The 19,566-nt window shown below is 59.6% G+C and carries 20 protein-coding genes; 14 read left to right on the top strand and 6 right to left on the bottom strand.

Annotated features, from left to right (window positions below; genetic code table 11):
• Positions 1-6: 6 nt before the first annotated feature.
• The 6 genes from rapZ (at position 7) to IE111_RS20925 (ending at position 4,815) form a co-directional block, all read left to right on the top strand.
• Positions 7-879 carry an RNase adapter RapZ gene (rapZ, locus tag IE111_RS20950; RefSeq protein WP_189612517.1) on the top strand — a complete coding sequence of 291 codons (873 nt, stop codon included), beginning with the start codon at positions 7-9 and terminating at the stop codon, positions 877-879.
• Complete coding sequence (locus IE111_RS20945; RefSeq protein ID WP_189612516.1) at positions 876-1,145, top strand: HPr family phosphocarrier protein; 270 nt, start codon at positions 876-878, stop codon at positions 1,143-1,145. Before rapZ ends, IE111_RS20945 begins: the two co-directional genes overlap by 4 nt.
• Positions 1,146-1,497: 352 nt before the next feature.
• On the top strand, positions 1,498-2,856 hold the full coding sequence (gene mgtE, locus IE111_RS20940; RefSeq protein WP_189612514.1) for a magnesium transporter: 1,359 nt from the start codon (positions 1,498-1,500) through the stop codon (positions 2,854-2,856).
• A gap of 42 nt (positions 2,857-2,898) precedes the next feature.
• Complete coding sequence (yjgA, locus tag IE111_RS20935; RefSeq protein WP_189612512.1) at positions 2,899-3,423, top strand: ribosome biogenesis factor YjgA; 525 nt, start codon at positions 2,899-2,901, stop codon at positions 3,421-3,423.
• Between the two features lie 172 nt (positions 3,424-3,595).
• The gene (locus IE111_RS20930) at positions 3,596-4,174 is read left to right on the top strand and encodes a sigma-70 family RNA polymerase sigma factor (RefSeq protein ID WP_189612511.1); all 579 of its coding nucleotides are present in this window, start codon (positions 3,596-3,598) and stop codon (positions 4,172-4,174) included.
• Positions 4,171-4,815, top strand: a complete 645-nt coding sequence (locus tag IE111_RS20925) for a ChrR family anti-sigma-E factor (protein ID WP_189612509.1) — start codon at positions 4,171-4,173, stop codon at positions 4,813-4,815. The genes IE111_RS20930 and IE111_RS20925 overlap by 4 nt, the downstream gene beginning before the upstream one ends.
• 85 nt (positions 4,816-4,900) lie before the next feature.
• On the opposite strand, the gene IE111_RS20920 is transcribed toward IE111_RS20925, so the two are convergent.
• Positions 4,901-7,711, bottom strand: a complete 2,811-nt coding sequence (locus IE111_RS20920) for an FAD-binding and (Fe-S)-binding domain-containing protein (RefSeq protein ID WP_189612506.1) — start codon at positions 7,709-7,711, stop codon at positions 4,901-4,903.
• A gap of 182 nt (positions 7,712-7,893) precedes the next feature.
• Between IE111_RS20920 and IE111_RS20915 the strand changes: the two genes are divergently transcribed.
• The 3 genes from IE111_RS20915 (at position 7,894) to IE111_RS20905 (ending at position 10,927) form a co-directional block, all read left to right on the top strand.
• On the top strand, positions 7,894-8,610 hold the full coding sequence (locus IE111_RS20915) for a FadR/GntR family transcriptional regulator (RefSeq protein ID WP_189612504.1): 717 nt from the start codon (positions 7,894-7,896) through the stop codon (positions 8,608-8,610).
• A 229-nt stretch (positions 8,611-8,839) separates the two neighbouring features.
• Positions 8,840-10,210: a M12 family metallopeptidase gene (locus IE111_RS20910; protein WP_189612502.1), complete on the top strand. Its 1,371-nt coding sequence runs from the start codon at positions 8,840-8,842 to the stop codon at positions 10,208-10,210.
• A gap of 63 nt (positions 10,211-10,273) precedes the next feature.
• A complete protein-coding gene (locus tag IE111_RS20905; RefSeq protein WP_189612500.1) occupies positions 10,274-10,927 on the top strand; it encodes a hypothetical protein in 654 nt (217 codons plus the stop codon).
• A 39-nt stretch (positions 10,928-10,966) separates the two neighbouring features.
• Here the strand turns inward: IE111_RS20905 and IE111_RS20900 are convergent, their stop codons facing one another.
• The 3 genes from IE111_RS20900 to IE111_RS20890 form a co-directional block, all read right to left on the bottom strand.
• Positions 10,967-11,440 (bottom strand): GNAT family N-acetyltransferase, encoded by a 474-nt coding sequence (locus IE111_RS20900; protein WP_189612498.1) that lies wholly within the window; start codon positions 11,438-11,440, stop codon positions 10,967-10,969.
• Positions 11,437-12,048, bottom strand: coding sequence for a riboflavin synthase subunit alpha (locus IE111_RS20895; protein ID WP_189612497.1), 612 nt, complete (start codon positions 12,046-12,048; stop codon positions 11,437-11,439). The genes IE111_RS20900 and IE111_RS20895 overlap by 4 nt, the downstream gene beginning before the upstream one ends.
• A 106-nt stretch (positions 12,049-12,154) precedes the next feature.
• Positions 12,155-12,922, bottom strand: coding sequence for a glucosaminidase domain-containing protein (locus IE111_RS20890; protein ID WP_189612495.1), 768 nt, complete (start codon positions 12,920-12,922; stop codon positions 12,155-12,157).
• A gap of 202 nt (positions 12,923-13,124) precedes the next feature.
• Here IE111_RS20890 and IE111_RS20885 point away from each other — a divergent pair, with 202 nt between their 5' ends.
• Positions 13,125-14,297, top strand: a complete 1,173-nt coding sequence (locus tag IE111_RS20885; RefSeq protein WP_189612493.1) for an MFS transporter — start codon at positions 13,125-13,127, stop codon at positions 14,295-14,297.
• Positions 14,298-14,333: 36 nt separating this feature from the next.
• Here the strand turns inward: IE111_RS20885 and IE111_RS24675 are convergent, their stop codons facing one another.
• Positions 14,334-14,468, bottom strand: a complete 135-nt coding sequence (locus tag IE111_RS24675) for a hypothetical protein (protein WP_268245051.1) — start codon at positions 14,466-14,468, stop codon at positions 14,334-14,336.
• Between the two features lie 122 nt (positions 14,469-14,590).
• Entirely contained in the window at positions 14,591-14,920 is a 330-nt protein-coding gene (locus IE111_RS20880; protein WP_189612491.1) for a DUF1820 family protein, read from the bottom strand.
• A 214-nt stretch (positions 14,921-15,134) separates the two neighbouring features.
• On the opposite strand from IE111_RS20880, the gene miaB reads away from it, so the two are divergent.
• From miaB to IE111_RS20860, 4 genes are all read left to right on the top strand, one after another.
• Positions 15,135-16,499 (top strand): tRNA (N6-isopentenyl adenosine(37)-C2)-methylthiotransferase MiaB, encoded by a 1,365-nt coding sequence (gene miaB, locus IE111_RS20875; protein ID WP_189612489.1) that lies wholly within the window; start codon positions 15,135-15,137, stop codon positions 16,497-16,499.
• A 449-nt stretch (positions 16,500-16,948) separates the two neighbouring features.
• On the top strand, positions 16,949-17,956 hold the full coding sequence (locus tag IE111_RS20870; protein WP_229805463.1) for a PhoH family protein: 1,008 nt from the start codon (positions 16,949-16,951) through the stop codon (positions 17,954-17,956).
• Positions 17,953-18,447 carry an rRNA maturation RNase YbeY gene (gene ybeY, locus IE111_RS20865; protein WP_189612487.1) on the top strand — a complete coding sequence of 165 codons (495 nt, stop codon included), beginning with the start codon at positions 17,953-17,955 and terminating at the stop codon, positions 18,445-18,447. Before IE111_RS20870 ends, ybeY begins: the two co-directional genes overlap by 4 nt.
• Positions 18,448-18,485: 38 nt before the next feature.
• Entirely contained in the window at positions 18,486-19,358 is an 873-nt protein-coding gene (locus IE111_RS20860) for a CorC family transporter (RefSeq protein WP_189612485.1), read from the top strand.
• The last annotated feature ends 208 nt before the right edge of the window (positions 19,359-19,566 follow it).

The following is a 19,566-nucleotide window of genomic DNA, read 5'->3' as shown; positions in this document are numbered from 1 at the left end:
CACCGAATGGCGCCGTCTGCATTACGTTTGATCATCATCAGCGGTCGATCCGGCTCGGGTAAAAGTACCGTTCTCAACGCCTTGGAAGATGCCGGTTTCACCTGCATCGACAACTTGCCGCCCGTCCTGCTGCCGGAACTGGTCGGCTGGATGTCGCGAGCCAGCCACCAACCGAACATCGCCGTCTGCATCGACGCCCGGATCTCACCGGACGGCATTCGCCAGTTGCCGGACATCCTGACGTCGCTGCCGAAAACGCTGATCCCGGAACTGATCTACCTCGACGCCGAGGAAACCATTCTGTTGCAGCGGTTTTCCGCCACCCGGCGCAAGCACCCGCTGACCGACGAGTTCCGCTCCCTGGCCGAAGCCATCGCCGAGGAAGGCGAGCTGCTCGCCCCGGTCGCGGACCGGGCCAGCCTGAAAATCGACACCAGCAGCCTGTCGTTGCAGGAACTGCGCGACCAGGTCCGCCAGCGGGTGATCCACAAACCCAAGGGCATCGCCCTCCAATTCGTGTCATTCGGGTTCAAGCACGGCGTGCCGCGCGATGCGGACCTGGTGTTCGACGTTCGCTGCCTGCCCAACCCCTATTGGGACAAATCACTGCGCATGTTCACCGGTCGGGACCCGGCGATCGAAGCCTTTTTGCAACGTGAACCGGCCGTCACCGAGATGTTCGAGGACATTCGCCGCTTCCTGGATCGGTGGGTCAGGCAGTATGAAGCCAACCAGCGCTCCTACCTGACCGTCGCCATCGGCTGCACCGGTGGCCAGCACCGCAGCGTCTACATGGCCGAGCAACTGCACTTGACCTTTACCGGTCAGTATTCGAATGTACAACTCCGACACCGCGACATGGGGCAGGATCACGCGTGATAAAGGAACAACTGACCATCATCAACAAGCTGGGCCTGCATGCCCGCGCCGCCGCCAAACTGGTGGGCGTGGCCGGCCGGTACGAAAGCCGGATCAAGCTGATCAAGGATGGTCGGGACGCCGACGCCAAAAGCATCATGTCCGTTATGATGCTCGCCGCCACCCAGGGCACGGAGCTCGGCATCGAGATCGAAGGCCCGGATGCCGACGAAGCCTGGGATGCCCTGCTCAACCTGGTGCAGGACCGTTTCGGAGAGCCTGAGTAGGAGCGCACTCCGTGCGCGACCTGACTTAACCGTGCACAGATATCCATATCACAACGAGTACGCTCCTGGTCAACTCCAACCGCACCTGTTCCCTATTTTCATTTCAAGTTTATCAACGCGCATCTTTATTCCCGATTGAACTAACGGCTACACTATGTAACTCATAGTTTTCGAAGTTCGCCGAGCTAGCAAGCGGCGGATGCCGGTGATCCCCCTGTGGGGAAGTCCGCAACATGGATGTTGCGGTCTAGGCTCCATGGACGGATTGAGTGGGCGGCATTCCGCCCGACCCCACAGGGGGATCACCGGTAGCCGACGCGGGCCACTGCCTCCCACCTGACAGGGAACCAAGATGCCCTCGCAATTGAACCAGGAACAACTCGATCACTACCGGGCCGACTTGCTGGAAGCGCTCGAAGACGGTGATACCGAGCGCGTTCAGCGGTTTTGCGATGAAGAACTGGCCCCCGTGGAAATCGCCCACGTCATCGAGTCCTCGCCCACCAAGGTGCGGGAACTGCTGTGGCAGTATCTCGACGAGGAACAACAGGGCGATGTACTTCCCCATCTGAACGATGAGTTGCAGCAGGCCTATCTGAGCCAGATGAGCGCGCACGAGATCCTGGAGACCACCCAGGACCTCGACAGTGACGATCTCGCCGACATGCTGCAGCAAATGGAACCCGGTGTGTCCAGCCAGGTCCTGGAGCTAATGCCGCCGTCGACCCGGGCCGAAGTCGAAGGGCTGCTGGCTTACCCGGAAGACACCGCCGGCGGCCTGATGAACACCGACGTCATCACCGTGCGCGCCGATGTCACTCTGGAGACGGTACTGCGCTACCTGCGCCGCCGCGAGATCCCCGATCACCTCGACGCGCTCTGGGTGGTGAACCGCAATTTCGGCTACGTCGGCAAGCTGCCCATCGTCAAGCTGCTGACCCACTCGCCGGACACCACGGTGCGGGAAATCATGGACAGCGACATCGAAGGCATCAAGGCCAGCACCCACGAAGACAAGGTCGCCCAGATCTTCGAACGGCACGACCTGGTCTCCGCCCCCGTGGTCAACGACCACGGCATTCTGCTCGGCCGCATCACAGTCGACGACGTCCTCGACGTGATCCGGGAAAGCGCCGATCACGCCGTGATGAGCATGGCCGGTCTGGACGAGGACGAGGACACCTTCGCCCCCATCGTCAAAAGCAGCCGCAACCGCGCCGTCTGGCTCGGCATCAACATGATCACCGCCTTTGTCGCGGCGGCCGTCATGAGTCAGTTCGAGGCATCCATCGCGCAGATCGTCGCCCTGGCGGTGTTGAGCCCGGTCGTCGCCAGTATGGGCGGCATCGCCGGCAGCCAGACGCTGACGCTGATGATCCGCGGCATGGCCACCGGCCACATCAACCGTGACAACCTGGTCTGGCTGATCGGCCGCGAATTGGGCGTGGGGGCCTTGAACGGCCTGCTCTGGGCCGGCGTCATCGCCACCATCACCATCATCTGGTATTCCGACGTTTACCTGGCGGCCGTGATCGCCGCCGCCATCATCATTAACCTGCTGACGGCTGTTCTGGCTGGTGCCTCACTGCCCTTTCTTCTAAAATCGGTAAAAATCGACCCGGCCCTATCCGGCAGCGTGATCCTGACAACCATTACCGACGTTGTCGGTTTTCTTACCTTTCTGGGCCTGGCCACCTTCTTCCTGCTCTGAACGCTCGCCGGCGTTCGGGCACCATCGACCAACAGGGCTTTCATGAGTCATTCCGACGAAGACGACAACATCGAATACGAACTGGTCAGCAAGACCGAGATGAAGCGGGAGATGCACCGCGTCCAGGCGCTGGGCGAAAAACTGCTCACCCTGCGTCCCGATCAGTTGGCCACGGTTCCCATGACCGAGCGTCTGGCGGCGGCCGTGGCCGAAAGCAAACGCATCACCAAGAACGAAGCCAAGCGCCGCCACCTGCAATTCATCGGCAAACTGATGCGCGACAACGACGTCGATGCCATCCAGGCCGCACTGGACCGGCTGGACCCCAGCTCCGACCTGTTCCAGCGGGAGATGCGCCAGGCCGAGGCGTGGCGCGAGCGCCTGATTCGCCAGCCCGACGCCGAGGCGGAGTGGTTCGAACAGCATCCGGACACCGAACCCCAGCCCTTTCGCGCTTTGCTGCGCGCCGCTCGCAAGGAGCAGCCGGACGACCCGGCCGAGCCCATCCGCGGTGGCAAGAACACGAAAAAGCTGCTGCACTGGATTCGAGAAGCGTTGAGCGCCTGACCCTGGCTCCTGAATGCCCTCTGTCACGGTGGGAGGGTTAGGGAGAAAGTGAGGAAAAGTGATCCGCCCGAAACCGGGGGTCGTATAAGCCTGCAAACCCAACCAGGATGCAGGTTCACTTATGTCGGCCGCCCACGTCATTTCGATATTGTCATCGAAGAAAGCGCGCACCATGACCGAATCCAGCCAAGCCATGGAACAATGGGCTGACAAGCTCGAAGCCGTGGCCCGTCGACAGGACACCCAGGCGTTCGAGGCGTTGTTCAACCACTTCGCCCCGTTGATCAAGGCCTTTGCCCTGTCGTCCGGTTTACAACGCCAGGGTGACCACCTGCCCGACGAACTGGTGCAGGATGTCATGCTGGCCATTTGGCGCAAAGCCGCCTCCTATGACCGGCGCAAGGCGGCGGCCTCGACCTGGATATTCACCATCGCTCGGAACCAGCGCATCGACACGCTGCGCCGGCTCAGTAAATACCAGAACGACATCTCGGCGGACGAGATCTGGGATCTGGAAGGCGATACCGAACTGTTCGGCGAAATCCGTCAAAGCCGGGTCCAGACCCAGGTCCGGGACCAGCTCAAGGAACTGCCGGTCGATCAGCGTCAGGTCATGGCGAAGGTCTTCCTGGAAGATAAGAGTCATCAGGAAGTGGCCTCCGAGATGGGCCTGCCCCTGGGAACCGTAAAAAGCCGGGTCCGCCTGGCGATGAAGAAGCTGAAATTATCACTGGAGGCACTCGATTTATGACCCAGTGGCATCCACAAACCGAGCAACTCGTGGAATACGCCGCCGGCAGCTGTAACACTGGAATGAGTGTGGCGATCTCCGTGCACTTGCACTATTGCAAACACTGCCGTGAACGCGTCAGCGAGTTGGAAAGCGCAACCGCCGTCCTGTTCGAAACCCAGGCTCCGGCGCCCGTGGCCGATGGCACCTTCGACCAGTTGATGCAGCGCATTCAGCGGGAACCGACGGTCGAGCCGGTTCGCAAGCCCGCGCCCCAACAGCGTTTTCCGCGCGCCCTGCAGTCGTTGTTGCCGGAGTCTCTGGACGAGCTGAACTGGCGCCACCCGATGAAAAACCTGAGTGTCAGCCACCTGCTGACCGACGAGACGGGCATGATCATCGGCCTGCACCACATGAAGGCCGGTGGCCGCGTTCCCAATCACACGCACCGGGGCGATGAAATCAACGTCGTACTCGAAGGCGGTTTCTCGGACCAGATGGGCTCCTACGGCGAAGGAGACTTCGTTTTCCGCACCGACAACGACACCCACGCCCCCCAGGCCGACGCCCACGAGGACTGCCTGATGCTCTCGGTCGTCACCGCACCGGTCAAACTCACCGGCCCCCTGGGCTGGCTGGTCAACCCTTTCATCAAACCCTGATCCGGCCGTAAGCGATGGGCCGCCCCTCGCGGGCGGCTTTTTTTTTGGGCGGGGCCCTTCCGCCCATACTGGCTTCGGCGGTCGCTCATCCGGTCTTTTTTGCGGTGGAGACCTTGTCCAGGACTTCGAACAGTGACACATAGGTCAGGCCACTGCTGCGACTGAGACCGACTTCGCAGGTACGACTGGTCGAAATGCCATAGCTGCAGCCCTTCACCTCCCTCGCCAGGTGTTTCAGCGACGATTGATTCAGTTCCGGCCTGGTGAACCCCTTGTCCCCTGCGAAGCCGCAACAATTCATACCTTCCGGCTGCTGCCAGTTGGGCGTAATGCGGCCAAGCACGCGCTGGAAGCTGCCCTCGATGCCCTGGCGTTGCACGCTGCAGGTGGTGTGCACCGCCACCTTCTCCTGTTCCGGATCGATGTCCAGGCGATCGAGCAGAAAGCGGTCGATGAAATCGGCACTGTCGTAAAACTGAATGCCCCGGGCTTCGGCCTCCTTGCGCACACGCAGACTGCACGGACTGGTGTCGGCCATGACCGGATAGCGGCCACCGCTGGACACCTCCCAGAGCTCGTCGACCAGTTCCCGGCGCTGCGCGTCCCCGACCTTGGGATGTCCCTTGGAGTGGAACGGCTGACCGCAACACAGACCGCGCGTCGGCTGCGGCATGACGACGTCGAGATCGGCCTTGCGCAATACACTGAGCACGGACTTGGGAATGGGCTGGCGGCCATCGTTCAGCGCCGGGCCCATGGTCTGGGTGACACAGGCGGCCCAGTACACAACGGTGTTTTCGTCCGAAGGCCGGGTCATGCGGGTCGGAGCGTGCACCGGACGGCCGGGGCCGGGCGTGGTGGCGAGCCACAGCGGCGTACGACCGCCACTGAGATCACGCATTTTCACCGACCAGCGCTCCAGTCGCTCGGCACCGGCCAGGCGTTGCATGGTCTGGGCCATCCAGAGGCCACCCCGGGTCAGGGTGGTCAAAGTCGCGTAGTGACGCCCCAGGCTTCTCGCCAGGCGCTCATAGCGCCGATTACGATCCTGGCGCAGCTTCAGTACCAGTTCACCGGTGTTGATCTCCACCGGGCAACGCAGTTCACACAGGCCGGTGGCCGCGCAGGTGTCGATCCCCTGGTCGTCGAAGGCGACCTGCCAGCCCCGCTCCAGACGCCCCTCGCGTTGCTGGCGCTGCATTTCGCGATAGACGGTGATGCGCTGGCGCGGTGTCAGCGACAGGTCGCGCGACGGGCAGACCGGTTCGCAGAAACCGCACTCGATGCACTTGTCGACGATGGGGTCGGCCGCCGGCATGGGTTTGAGATGCTGCACATGCGCCTTGGGATCATCGTTCAGAATGACACCGGGATTGAGCAACCCGTTCGGGTCGAACAAGGCTTTGATGCGTTGCATCAGGCCGTAGGCGTCTTCCCCCCACTCCCGGGCGACAAAGGGCGCCATGTTGCGGCCGGTGCCGTGTTCGGCTTTCAGCGCCCCCTGCAACCGGTCGGCCACCACCTCGGCGATATCGGCCATAAAGGCTTCGTAGCGGTCGACTTCGGAGGGGCTGTCGAACCCCTGGGTGAATACGAAATGCAGATTGCCTTCCAGGGCATGACCGAAAATGATGGCCTCGTCATAACCATACTTGTCGAACAGCCGTTGCAGCTCGGCCACGCCCTCGGCCAGGCGCGGTACCGGGAAGGCAACATCTTCGATGATGACGGTGGTACCGGTCTCGCGCACGGCGCCCACGGCGGGAAACGTGCCCTTGCGCAGGTGCCAGAATTCACCGATGCGTTGCTCATCCCGGGTAAAGCCGGTGGAGTGGCTGACCCGATCGGCAAACACGGCTTCGACTTCGGCACAGCGTTCGGCCAGGCCTTCGGGGGACTCGGCGCGCACGTCGATCAGCAGCAGAGCCCCCTCCTCCGGCATCTGGCGGGCAAACCCCGGCAGGCCTTTCATGTGGGCCACCGAACGGATGGCCCGAGCGTCGAGTAGTTCGACGGCGTCCACCGGTGTGGGTTTGAGTGCGATCACAGTCTCGGTGCAATCGGCCAGACTGTCGAAGCCGATCATCACCGAGGCGCGGTGGGGCCAGTCGTCGACGGTGGTCAGACTCACTTCGGAAATAAACCCGAGTGTGCCCTCGGAACCGACCATCAAATGGGTGAGCATGTCGACGGGGTCGTCGAAATCCAGCAGGGCATTCAAGCCATAGCCGGTGGTGTTCTTGAGGCGGTATTTATGCCGGACCCGCTCGGCCAGCGCCGGATTGGCGTGCAGGATCTGGGCGAGATCGGTCAGGCCGCGCAACAGGTCGCCATGGGACTCACGAAACGCCGCCACGCTGTCCGGATCGCGGCTGTCCAGCACAGTACCGTCGGCCAGCACCACGCGCATGCCGGCCAGGGTGTGGTAGCTGTTGTGCCGGGTGCCGCAGCACATACCGCTGGCGTTGTTGGCGATGATGCCGCCGATCTGGCAGGCGTTAATGGACGCCGGATCGGGGCCGATTTTCCGCCGGAAGGGTTTGAGCCGGTCGTTGGCACGGGCGCCGATCACACCCGGCTGCAGATGAATGCGCTCACCCAGCGGATCGACCCGGCATTCGCGCCAGCGGTCGGTCAGGGTCACCAACACCGAATCCGTCACCGCCTGTCCGGACAGGCTGGTCCCGGCCGCCCGGAACGTGACCGGAACCCGGTGGCGCTGTGCCTGGCCCAGCAGGTAGGATAGTTCCTCTTCGCTGTCGATCCGCACCACCAGTGCAGGTGTCATGCGGTAGAAACTCGCGTCCGTGCCCAGGGCGAAGCGTCGCATCGGGTCGGTGATGAGACGGTCCTCGGGCAGGCGTTGTCTCAGGGCGCTGAGCAGGGAATCGATCATGTCGGCGTCTCTCTGTTGTTGTGCGACCAAAGAAGGATCGTTTTCGACGTCAGTGTTTGGTGATCATAGCTGTTCCGCAGTCCTACTTTTGTCGTAATTGACGGCAGGATGGCGATAACCGGCCTGGAACGCGTGGTTGGCGGCTTCTCAAGGCCTGAACTTTCTGACAAGTGGTCTGACCAATGGTAACGAATCGAGCCGAACGTGTCCGCGCCGCCCTGGAGCAGCAACTGTTGAACGGCGACCTGCGCCCCGGCGACAAGTTGCCATCGGAGCGACTGCTGGCGATCACCCACGACACCAGCCGCCCCCTGGTGCGCGAAGCGCTGCAAAGCCTGAAGAGCCAGGGTCTGATCGAGAGTCGGCGCGGTGGTGGAACCTTTGTCTCCGAACACTACGGCGAGCCCCGGGACAGCCCCCTGGCCGGGTTGCTCACCTCCATTCCGGATCGGGCCGAACTGCACGCCGAACTACTGGAATACCGACTGACGCTTGAAGGCCAATGCGCGGCACTGGCCGCCGAACGCGCCACCGAGGCGGATCTGCAGCGACTGGAGCGTGCTTATCAATATCTGCGTCAAACGCACCAGGGGCATGACCTGGATGCTGAAGGTCAGGCCGACGCCCGCTTCCATCTGGCCATCGCCGCCGCCAGTCACAATCGGGTGTTTCAGCAAACCCTTCAGGGTCTGTTCAACCTGTTGAAAAGCAATGTCATCACCAACATCGGCGGTCTGGCGCGTCGGCCGGAGACCCGCGCCAAGCTGATGCGCCAGCACACTCAATTGTTCGAGGCGATATATCGTAGAGACCCGGCCGCGGCCCGGCGGGCTGCCGAAGAGCACCTAACGTATGTCGAGCATTTCACCAGGGATCTGGAACGAGAAAGGAGGCGCTAGCGGGATAAACCAACCTAATGACCTTCCATGCAATTATTGGATAAGAAATAGCCACCCATGGTTTGGGTCATCCCCACCAAATAGTTTCTACTTTCAGTATTTAAGGGAACTCGATCACATAAATTACCAACGGTCGTTGAGCGATTATTCAGCCTAGCATAAATTCCACGCCCGCTATCGATCAAGTCAATGGTATTGACTTGCCTCTTACAAGGAAAAGGATTATACAGTGAGCATACTCCCATTAAAGTCGGCTGCCTTCCCGCTTATCATCCTGCTGGCGCTTCATACCTTAGCAGCTTGCAACAACGAACAGGTTGAATTGAAACCCGACCATGCAGAAGCATCTGTTGAAGCATCTCTTCCCCTGGTTGCTCATGAAATAGCTGTGGCAGAGGAACGAATACTGTCACTACTAAAAGATGAACCAGGCCAAGATTCCAAGTTTCAAAGCAGAACCCCAATACATTCACACCCAGGTCGAGATGCCTTGGTTCGATTTTTAGAACAACGCTCGGAGCGTTCTTCTACTCGTGCTTTCAGTCATGATGAGGAATACGAGTTTTCCGATGAAGAAGAAGCCCTGATAGATGAATTCCTGGAATCACAACCTGAAGTCGAAGAAGCAATGGCTCTAATTGTTTCCGAATTCGACGCAGCCTTCGAAAACCTGGACCAATTACCATTGGAAATCGAAGTCACAAACGAATTGGGTGAAACCACCGGCGTGGAACTGATTTACCCGGAAGATGGTTACTATCACTTGGGCGACACCTCAATTTCAGCGCTGGAAGTACTGCATGAACGACAGATTGTGAATGCCGCACCTTCCAATGGGGGAGAACGAAGCTTGGGGCTCTGGAGAAGCAGCAAGCGACTCTGGAAGAATCGTACCGTACGGTACTTCGTTGACTCAAAAAATGCTGGCTGGAGTGCATCGAGTGTGCTTAGGAACCGGGTAAAAGACCGTTTTTATCTGGAATTGAACGATCTAAGTCAAGTAACCGGCATCAACTTCAAACGTTACAAGAATACATGGTGGCGTCGCTTTCGGTGGCGCACATCCAGATCCTATGTGAAGGTTGAATTTGGTGGTTACGAGTCGAAATGCCCTATTGCGTGCGCCACAGTGGGGCGGTCTTTCAAAGGGAGAATTCACTATAACGTTACGCACAGAGATTTGAAATTCTTGCAATCATCCAGCTACAGCCGAACGAACCCTTCATTGAGCCACCTTTCTCATGAAGTACTACACACGCTGGGCATGAAACACGAGCACCAACGTCCAGACAGGAATCATTTTGTTAGAGTAGATTTGGTGTGCAACAATGGAGCAAAAAATTGCCGCACAGTTGACCCAAACACCTATGGTTCTCCTTACGACTACAATTCAGTGATGCACTACGCAGCTGAATTAGACTACTGTAAGCGTGAAAACATCATTAAAAATTCTTCACACGAAAATCGTGGCTGCCAGTTTTGGACAAGAAACAAAACACTATATGGCACTTGGCTATCACCCTGGGACATCTACGGTGTTAGATACTTGTATCAAGTCTCGAACAATCCAAGACCTAACTACACACCAGGAATTGAGTAACGACCAGGCCTTGTTTTCATTCACTGTCTGAATATCGACTTAACTTATTAAAGGAAGCGAATAATGAAACCGCTTATTCCATTGTCGGTAGCATTACTATACGGTTGCATGCCTGGAAACGAAATAATAGAGCCAGAGTGTACACCAGGACTCGATGAGTACTTATGCTTTCCAGAAACTCATATGCAAGTAGTATATGAAGTCAAGAACACTACGGCCAGAAGAATACTGCTAGGAAATCCTATGGCTTCACATTCGGAGCACTACCCGGAAGGTGAAGGCAACATCCCTCACCAACACATTGAACTAATGCACCTGGAGAATGGATATTACCCAGTACCTGGGAAAAGAACTCATCGCTACATCTACTCCAGGCGAATGGATAAAGAACCTTCCATTCAATTCACGGCATCCATGCTTTTTACAGAAAATCTACTTGATTGCCTGAGCGAAGAGGCATACACAGAATCACCATTTACAGGAAAGGTCACTTACACCTTATCATCGGACAACACACTAACCTGTTCCGAGGAACAGGTGATTAGTTTATTGATCAACTACTATCGAGTCACAGGTGAGAATTTCGAATCTCTTGCGGACCCCGAAGTCGGCCGTCCTTTCACCCTAACTTTTAAAGACGAAACCGTTCCGTTCGACGACGGAACGAGATCCTATCGTAGAGTCACTTATCATTATCGAGCTCTACAGTCCCAATAGTACTAATGATCGGTATTATCAGGTGTACGTGGTACCTGATTAAGCCTGGCGAATCATATCCAGATGCGGAATGCCGTCTTCCAGGTAGGTGTCGCTGTTGGGTTTGAACCTGAACCGACTGTAAAAGTCGACCAGATGCGCCTGGGCGCCGATTTCGATGGGCGTATCCGGAAAGAGGTTCAGGCAGCGGTTGACCGCCTCCTCCATCAACTTAACGCCAAGCCCCTGCCCCCGGGCCGACGGGTCGGTGACGACCCGGCCGATACTGGGGTTGTCGTAACTGGCACCGGGCGGCAGGATCCGCGCGGTGGCCACCAGCTCGCCGCCCTGGTGCCCCATCAGATGCCAGGCCATCGCGTCCTTGCCATCCAGTTCCTGATACGGACAGTTCTGCTCGACGACAAACACCGCCGTGCGCAGAGCCAGCAGGTCATAGAGGGTACGGGTATCGAGGTGGTCGAAATCCGGACATTGCCAGACGACCTCCCGGGTCGGTGCGCCGGCGAAGATCATAGCTGGCCGGCCTCGCGCATGCGGTTCAGGGTATCGACGATCGCCTGGGTGTGGGCATCGATCTCCAGATTGATCCGCTGGCCAACCTCGACCTGGCCGAAAGTGGTCACCTGCAGGGTTTCCGGTATCAGAAATACATTGAAGCGGTCGTCGCGCACTTCACCGATGGTCAGGCTGCAGCCGTTCAGACCCACATATCCCTTCGGGAACAGGTAGGCGCGCAATTCGGGGGTCAGGCCAAACCAGATGATGCAGTTGTTCTCGGGCCGTTCCACCTCGACCACCGGGACCGTGGCATGCACATGGCCGGACATCACATGGCCGCCGATGTCGTCGCCGAAACGGGCGGCCCGTTCAACGTTGACCGGGTCGCCATCGCGCAAGTCCCCCAGGTTCGTCACCCGGAGGCTTTCCATCATGATGTCGAACCAGGCACGGTCATCCTCGATGCGCGTGACGGTCAGGCAGGTGCCGTTCAGGGCGATGCTGGCACCAATGGCCAGACCGGAGCGCTGCTGCTCCGTCAGGGGCAGGGAGAGGGTCTTGAGCTGTTCGGACTGCGACTCCCAGCGAATGGGAGCCGTGTTCTGGACAATACCGGTAAACATGGCGGTTCCTGTCGAAAATACCGGCGATGTTGTAAGGCTTTTGGCGGGCGAGCGCAAGAGGCTCCGGTGGAAAGGCCGGCAAGAGGCCGGCGCTTTCGGGAACGGGTCAGTTAAGGGCGTAGAACGGCAGTTCGTCGTATTGGCCGAGGTCGTTGTACCGAATCATCTCGGTCAGCTCGCGGATATACTCTTCGCCCCGGATCGAATAGCCCTCTAGCCCCCACACCAGGTCCAGACTGCTGGCCGGCATGCCGAGATAGCGGAGTTCCGCTCGAATGTTACGCAGCTCGCGATAAGGCGGGTGGGTGTTGACGTTCTGAAAATAAGCCTCGACCGAGTCCGCCACCGAATCGAACAGCTTCACTTCGTAGCTTTCGCCTTCCGGCCGGCCCGCCGGTACGAGACCGCACCCTTCGGCAAAACACCATTGCCCGAACAGATTATTCCCCTCCACGGCGAACCGGCTGGTGCCCCAGGCGCTCTCGTTCGCGGCCTGGGCCAGGACCAGGGAGGCCGGAATGATGTCGACCCGGTGCATCATCACATCGAAATACGAATCCGACCCCGGCTCGGCCTCGACTTCGTAGTGGCGGCCGAGTTCGGCCATCGTCTCGATCTGCCAGGGCAGGAAATCATGGCCCTGGCGGGCTTTCCGGCGCATCTGCAACAACCAGGCGCGTTCGGCCTCGATGCGTTGATTGACGCTCTGAACGATGGGATTCAGAAATTCGAAAAAAGTCTCTTTCTTCTTGGAGACGTCGGTAATGCTGGCCATATCCGGCAATTCCGCCGGTGCCGCTTCGCTCGGCTCGGCCAGTGCCAGCTCGAAACCAAACGCAAAAACGACCGTCAACCAGGTCCTTGGACTGAGCATGTGCATGAATATCCTCTTCAACTCGACATTTTGCGAACCGCGCGATTATAGAGTCCACTGGTTAAATTTCAACCAAAGAGACCTACGTCACATGTCTCGCCTTGGATGACTGGCTGTGGGACACTGTTCGCCGCTTGACCTTACAGTGGCTGAAAGGCTCACACTCCGCCCCCCTGAATGCCCGGAACGATAAGGACTCCCGATGCCCATTCTGAACCGAAATCTGTCGATACTCATCGCCATGCAGGCGTTCTCGATGACGGCACCGCCGCTGGTCATTCTGATCGGCGGCCTGGTCGGCGCCCGCCTGGCACCCTCGCCCGGTCTGGCGACACTGCCGCTGGCCCTGCTGGTGCTGGCCACAGCCCTGAGCACCATCCCGGCCTCGATGATCATGCGTCGCTTTGGTCGCCGCCTCGGGTTTCTGCTGGGCAACCTGGTCGCCGTTACCGGTACCCTGATCGGCTTCTTGGCGCTGGTTCAGGGTCAGTTCTTTTTGCTGCTTCTGGCCACGGCCTGTCTGGGTTTCAACATGGCGTTCGTCAATCAATACCGATTCGCGGCAATGGAGGGCGTCGAGGAATCACGTCAGGGGCAGGCGGTGTCTCTGCTGTTGCTGGGCGGGATATTCGCGGCCCTGGTGGGGCCCGAAGCAGGTGCCCGTGGCGAGCACCTGCTGGATCAGCCGTATGCGGGCTCCTTCCTGCTGCTGACGCTGTTGCAGGGGGTAGTCAGCCTGTTGATCCTGTTCGGTTACCGGGACACCGAGGTGGTGGAAGCGGCGATCCACGAGGGCGACGGCCGGGCCTGGTCCGCCCTGTTGTCGCAGCCCTTGCTGTGGCTTGCCTTATTGGCCGGAGCCGTCTCCTACAGCGTCATGAGTCTGGTAATGACGGCCGCACCGATCAGCATGCACGAAATGGATCACCACAGCCTGGCCATAACCAAGACGGCCATACAGGCCCACATCCTGGCCATGTTCGTCCCTTCCCTGGCCACCGGCTGGTTGATCCGTCGCTTCGGCCCCGTCCGTCTACTGATCGCCGGTATGGCCATATACGCGGGCATGATCATCGCCGGACTCAGCGGCCGCACGGTCGGCCATTACGGCGCGACCCTGATACTGCTCGGTGTGGGGTGGAATTTCCTGTTTGTGGCGGGCACCAGCCTGCTGCCGCAGTGCTACCGTGGCGCGGAGCGGTTTCGGGTTCAGGCACTGAACGATTTCATGGTATTCGGGACCCAGGCGGCCGCCTCGTTGGGCGCCGGCTGGCTGTTGTTCCAACTGGGCTGGAGTCCCCTGTTGTGGGCCACCTTACCGGCGGTCCTGCTGCTGGGGATGATGACGATCTGGGCTCGGCGGCCGGCACTCTGACCGGCCCTGCCCCGGGGTCCGGGCAGGGTTGGACGCTCAGCGACGACGGCGTGCGCGCAATTCGGCGCGTTCGTCCCGGACTTCGATGCGCACGGGTTTGGGCTGTTGGGACTGCTTGTACAGGCTCAGAGCCATTACGCCCAGAGCGACGATGGCCAGAAAAGTGGACATAGCCAAAACCTCTTGTTGCCAAGGACAAAGTGAGCACCGACCGGTTGCTCGTCGATGCCATTTATACGTTGAGTATAGACGGTTGGGTTCATTCGGCCAGTCTTCGGCACGCAAAGATGCCGTCAATCACCCTTGCGACCCGGACTTCCGCCCGGAAAGGCCACCACCGGACTGGCTTTACTGTCGCTGATCTTGGCGACGCCTTCCTGCTCCACCTCGTCAATGCGAATGATGGCGTGCATCGGTATGTAGCTGCGCTTCACACCGGCGAATTCCTTCTGCAGCTTCTCCTCGCCGGGGTCGACCAGCACCTTGCTGCGTTCTCCGAAGATCATCTCCTCCACCTCGATGAACCCGTAAAGGTCGCTATGGAAGACCCGGGCGCAATACACCTCGTACACCTTGTCCTGATTGACAAAGGCTACCCGATAGATGGCTTTTTTATCGGTCATAACAGTTGATACATCCTGTCTATGGATTGGAACCGTGCCCAGTCAATCGGCACCGAATTTCATTCGCTATATGGACCCGGACACGGCTTGATTCAACGGCCGGGGCGCCGGTTAACGATTCCCCGGCTCGAATGACGTTCGGAATTTGGGTCGAGGCGGTCTAGGGCGTATAATCGCGCGCCCTGAACCTCACTGACCGAAGACGACAAGGCTCATGACCAAGAAACTCTTCATCAAGACCCACGGCTGCCAAATGAACGAATACGACTCGTCACGCATGGCGGACCTGCTCGGTGACAGCCACGGTTATGAGTTGACCGACAACGCCGAGGACGCGGACGTCCTGTTGTTGAACACCTGCTCCATCCGCGAAAAAGCCCAGGAGAAGGTCTTCCACCAGCTCGGCCGCTGGAAACAGCTCAAAGCCAAAAACCCCGACCTCAAGATCGGCGTCGGCGGCTGCGTCGCCTCCCAGGAAGGCGAAGCCATCTCCGATCGCGCGCCCTACGTCGACATGATCTTCGGTCCGCAAACCCTGCACCGCCTGCCCACCATGCTGGATGCTTCCAGCGGCACCCCGGTCAACGGCGCCGGCAACCGCATCGCCATGGTCGACGTCACCTTCCCCGAGATCGAAAAGTTCGACCACCTGCCCGCGCCCAAGAGCGACGGCGTCTCCGCCTTCGTCTCCATCATGGAAGGCTGCTCCAAATACTGCACCTTCTGTGTCGTCCCCTACACCCGGGGCGAGGAAGTCAGCCGTCCCTACGACGACGTCATCGCCGAAGTCGCCCACCTCGCCAGCCAGGGCGTGCGCGAAATCAACTTCCTCGGCCAGAACGTCAACGCCTATCGCGGCACCAAGCACGACGGCGGCGAAGCCGACCTCGCCGAGCTGATCACCCTCGCCGCCCAGATCGACGGCATCGACCGCATCCGCTTTACCACCAGCCACCCGGTCGAATTCAGCGAATCCCTGGTCGACGTCTACAAAGACGTCCCCGAACTCGTCAGCCACCTGCACCTGCCGGTCCAGAGCGGCTCCGACGCCATACTCGCCGCCATGAAACGCGGCCATACCTGTGAGGAGTACATCGACAAGATGGAGCGCATCCGCGCCAACCGCCCGGATATCAGCTTCTCCTCCGACTTCATCATCGGCTTCCCCGGCGAAACCGAAGCCGACTTCGAAGCCACCATGAACCTGATCCAGCGCATCGGTTTCGACCACAGCTTCAGCTTCGTCTACAGCCAGCGCCCCGGCACACCCGCCGCCCAGCTGGACGACGATACGCCTGAAACGCTAAAGAAACAGCGCCTGGCCATCCTCCAGGACCGCATCACCCAGCAGGCGCAGCGCATCAGTCGGCGCATGGTCGGCAGCACCCAGATCATCCTGGTGACCGAGCGGTCCAAGCGAAATCCGGCGGAACTGTCCGGTCGGACCGAGAACAACCGGATCACTTTCTTCGAGTGCGACGACGACAGCCTGATCGGGAAATTCGTTCAGGTGAAGATCACCGAGGCGTACGCGAACAGCTTGCGAGGTGAGGTCGTTAATGAGGATTTGGCGTATTAGTTGAAGATTCCGTGGCTGGGTTCGCCCCTGAGGCGGGGGTAGCCCTCCCTGGGGCCGCCGTGAACCCATCCATGGGGGCTTGACGGCAGCGATCCCTGCTGCCCACATCCCCTGGGAGGGCTACCTCCGCCTCAGGGGCTTGTTGCCGTGCCGAACATACATCCCCTTCCCAGGGGGGCATGGTTGAATTTGGTACCAAGGTGAGCGACCGGTGCCTGGGTATGCTCACGCAGGGGAGTCCGAAACATGGATGTTTCGGTCTAGCGCCCATGGAGGGGTTCACAGCGACCCGGAGAGAGCATACCCAGGCGCCGGTCGCGGACCATTGGCACGAAACACAACCCAATGGGAATAAGCAGCCACGTTCTTAGACCAATGGCATTTTGACAAGCGGGGGACCGTGCGTATCCTTGCAACTATAGAGACAGACCAAGAGGACTCGACCCACTTTGAGTAACCAGTCAACGGCCGGAGCGGATACTCCGGTGGCGGGTTTGCGGCAATTCGAGCTGCAGCCCGACAACCCCCAACGACTGGCCAGCCTATGCGGCCTGGCCAACGACAACCTGAAGCAGATCGAAGAACGCCTGGACGTCCGCGTTCTCAACCGGGGCAACCGCTTTGAACTTCAAGGCGAAGACGAGAGTCTCCAAGCCGCCGAAGACATCATCAAGCGTCTGTATCGGGAAACCAAAGGGGGCAAGGACCTGCTGCCGGACACCATCAACCTCTTCCTGCAGACTTCCGAGGTCGAAACCCTCAAAACCACCGACGATGGCCCACTGCACGACACCAAACTCTACGTCCTGCACACGCCCAAGTCCGTGGTCAAGCCGCGCGGACCCAACCAGCGCGCCTACGTGCACAACGTCCTCACCAACGACGTCAATTTCGGCGTCGGTCCGGCGGGCACCGGCAAGACATTTCTCGCGGTTGCCTGCGCCGTCGAGGCGCTGCAAAAGGACCAGATCAAACGCATCGTCCTGGTACGCCCCGCCGTCGAAGCCGGTGAAAAACTCGGTTTCCTGCCCGGCGACCTGAGCCAGAAAGTCGACCCCTACCTGCGGCCGCTGTACGACGCCCTCTATGAAATGCTGGGTTTCGAAAAAGTCGACCGGCTGATCGAGCGGAACGTGATCGAAGTCGCTCCGCTGGCCTACATGCGTGGCCGTACCCTGAGCAACGCCTTCATCATTCTGGACGAGAGCCAGAACACCACCCGTGAACAGATGAAGATGTTCCTCACCCGCATCGGCTTCGGCTCCACCGCCGTCATCAATGGCGACCCGACCCAGGTCGACCTGCCGCGCGGTCAGAGCTCCGGTCTGGCGCATGCCCTGTCCATCCTGCAAAACGTGGACGGCATCAGCATCACCCAATTCGGATCCAAGGACGTGGTTCGCCACCCCCTGGTCCAGCGCATCGTGGACGCCTACGACGAACTCGACAGCCAATGAACCTGACCCTGGATCTGCAGTCCGCGAGCACGCAGGACGACCTCCCCGACGCCGCCCAACTGACCTCCTGGCTCCAGGCCGCCCTGAGTGGACGGCGCGAACGGGCCGAGGTCAGTGTGCGCCTGGTGGACGAAACCGAAAGCCGGACACTGAACCGGACCTATCGCGACAAGGACTACCCCACCAATGTCCTGTCGTTTCCGTTCGAGGTGCCCGAGGGCATCGACGACGAGGAACTCCAGGCGCTGCTGGGCGACCTGGTCATTTGTGCTCCGGTGGTGCGGCGTGAAGCGCACGAACAGGGCAAACCGGAACGGCACCACTGGGCGCATATGGTGGTTCACGGTACCTTGCATTTGCTCGGCTATGACCACATCGACGCGGATGAGGCCGAACACATGGAACAGCTTGAACGGGACATTCTGGCCAATCTCGGCCTGCCCGACCCTTACCTGCTCCCCGAGGAATCAGGGACAGACCGGACCGAATAACGGCTCCGACTCGACAGCAACAGAGGAAAACTGACGCCATGAGCGACGATCGACCTACGAGTAGCGGCCCCGGGAAGCGAACCTGGCTGGAACGCCTTTCAGACGCCTTCACCGGGGAGCCCAAAGATCGAGAGGACGTGCTCAACGTGCTCAAAGACGCCCAGGAACGCGACATCCTGGACGGCGAAGCCTTCAAGATAATCGAAGGGGCCATGAACGTCTCGGACATGCACGTCCGTGACATCATGATCCCCCGCTCGCAAATGGTCAGCCTGGAGACCGATGAAAGCATTCAGCAATGGCTGGGGAAAATCGTCGATTCCGGCCACTCCCGCTTTCCGGTACTGGGTGAAAACTCCGACGAGGTCGTCGGTGTCCTGCTCGCCAAGGACCTGCTCGGCCTCGGCCTGCAAACCAGCTTCAACCTCGACGACATGCAAAGCCGTCTCAAGAGCGTCATTCGGTCGGTCAACTTTGTCCCCGAAAGCAAGCGTCTCAACGTTCTGCTCAAGGACTTTCGCAGCAACCGCAACCATATGGCGGTTGTCGTCGACGAATACAGCCAGACCGCCGGCCTGGTCACCATCGAGGATGTGCTCGAGGAGATCGTCGGCGAGATCGAAGACGAACACGACGACGCCGCCGACGCCAATATCCGCCCCAACGGCAGCGGCGGCTTCGTGGTTCAGGCCCTGACACCGATCGAAGACTTCAACGAGCACTTCGGCACCGAATTCAGCGACGAGGAATTCGACACCATCGGCGGCATCATCATGCATCAGTTCGGCAAGGTGCCCAAGCGCGACGAGTCCATTACCCTGGGCGACCTCATCATCCGCGTTATCAATGCCGACAATCGTCGTGTCCGTGCGTTCGAGGTGAACCGGCTGGAAGCGCCGGTGGAAGCCTGATCGATCAATATCATGTCGGGTGGCTCGCTCCGGTCCACCCGATCCTTTCATCGTGTCCCGGAAAGCCATCCCACCCCCCATTCCAGTAATCTCGACTACACTTAGACAAAAAGGCGTTTTTGTGACGTGCCGCACAATGTTCGGTAACGATCGGGAAACAACAATGTCCAGCCCACCGATAAACGCCGCCGACCGACACCATTGGAGT

The sequence above is a fragment of the Saccharospirillum salsuginis genome (assembly GCF_014651855.1).
GTDB lineage: Bacteria > Pseudomonadota > Gammaproteobacteria > Pseudomonadales > Natronospirillaceae > Saccharospirillum > Saccharospirillum salsuginis.
The sequence above is the reverse complement of the archived record's forward strand: the minus strand, read 5'-3'. Positions and strand labels throughout refer to the sequence as shown.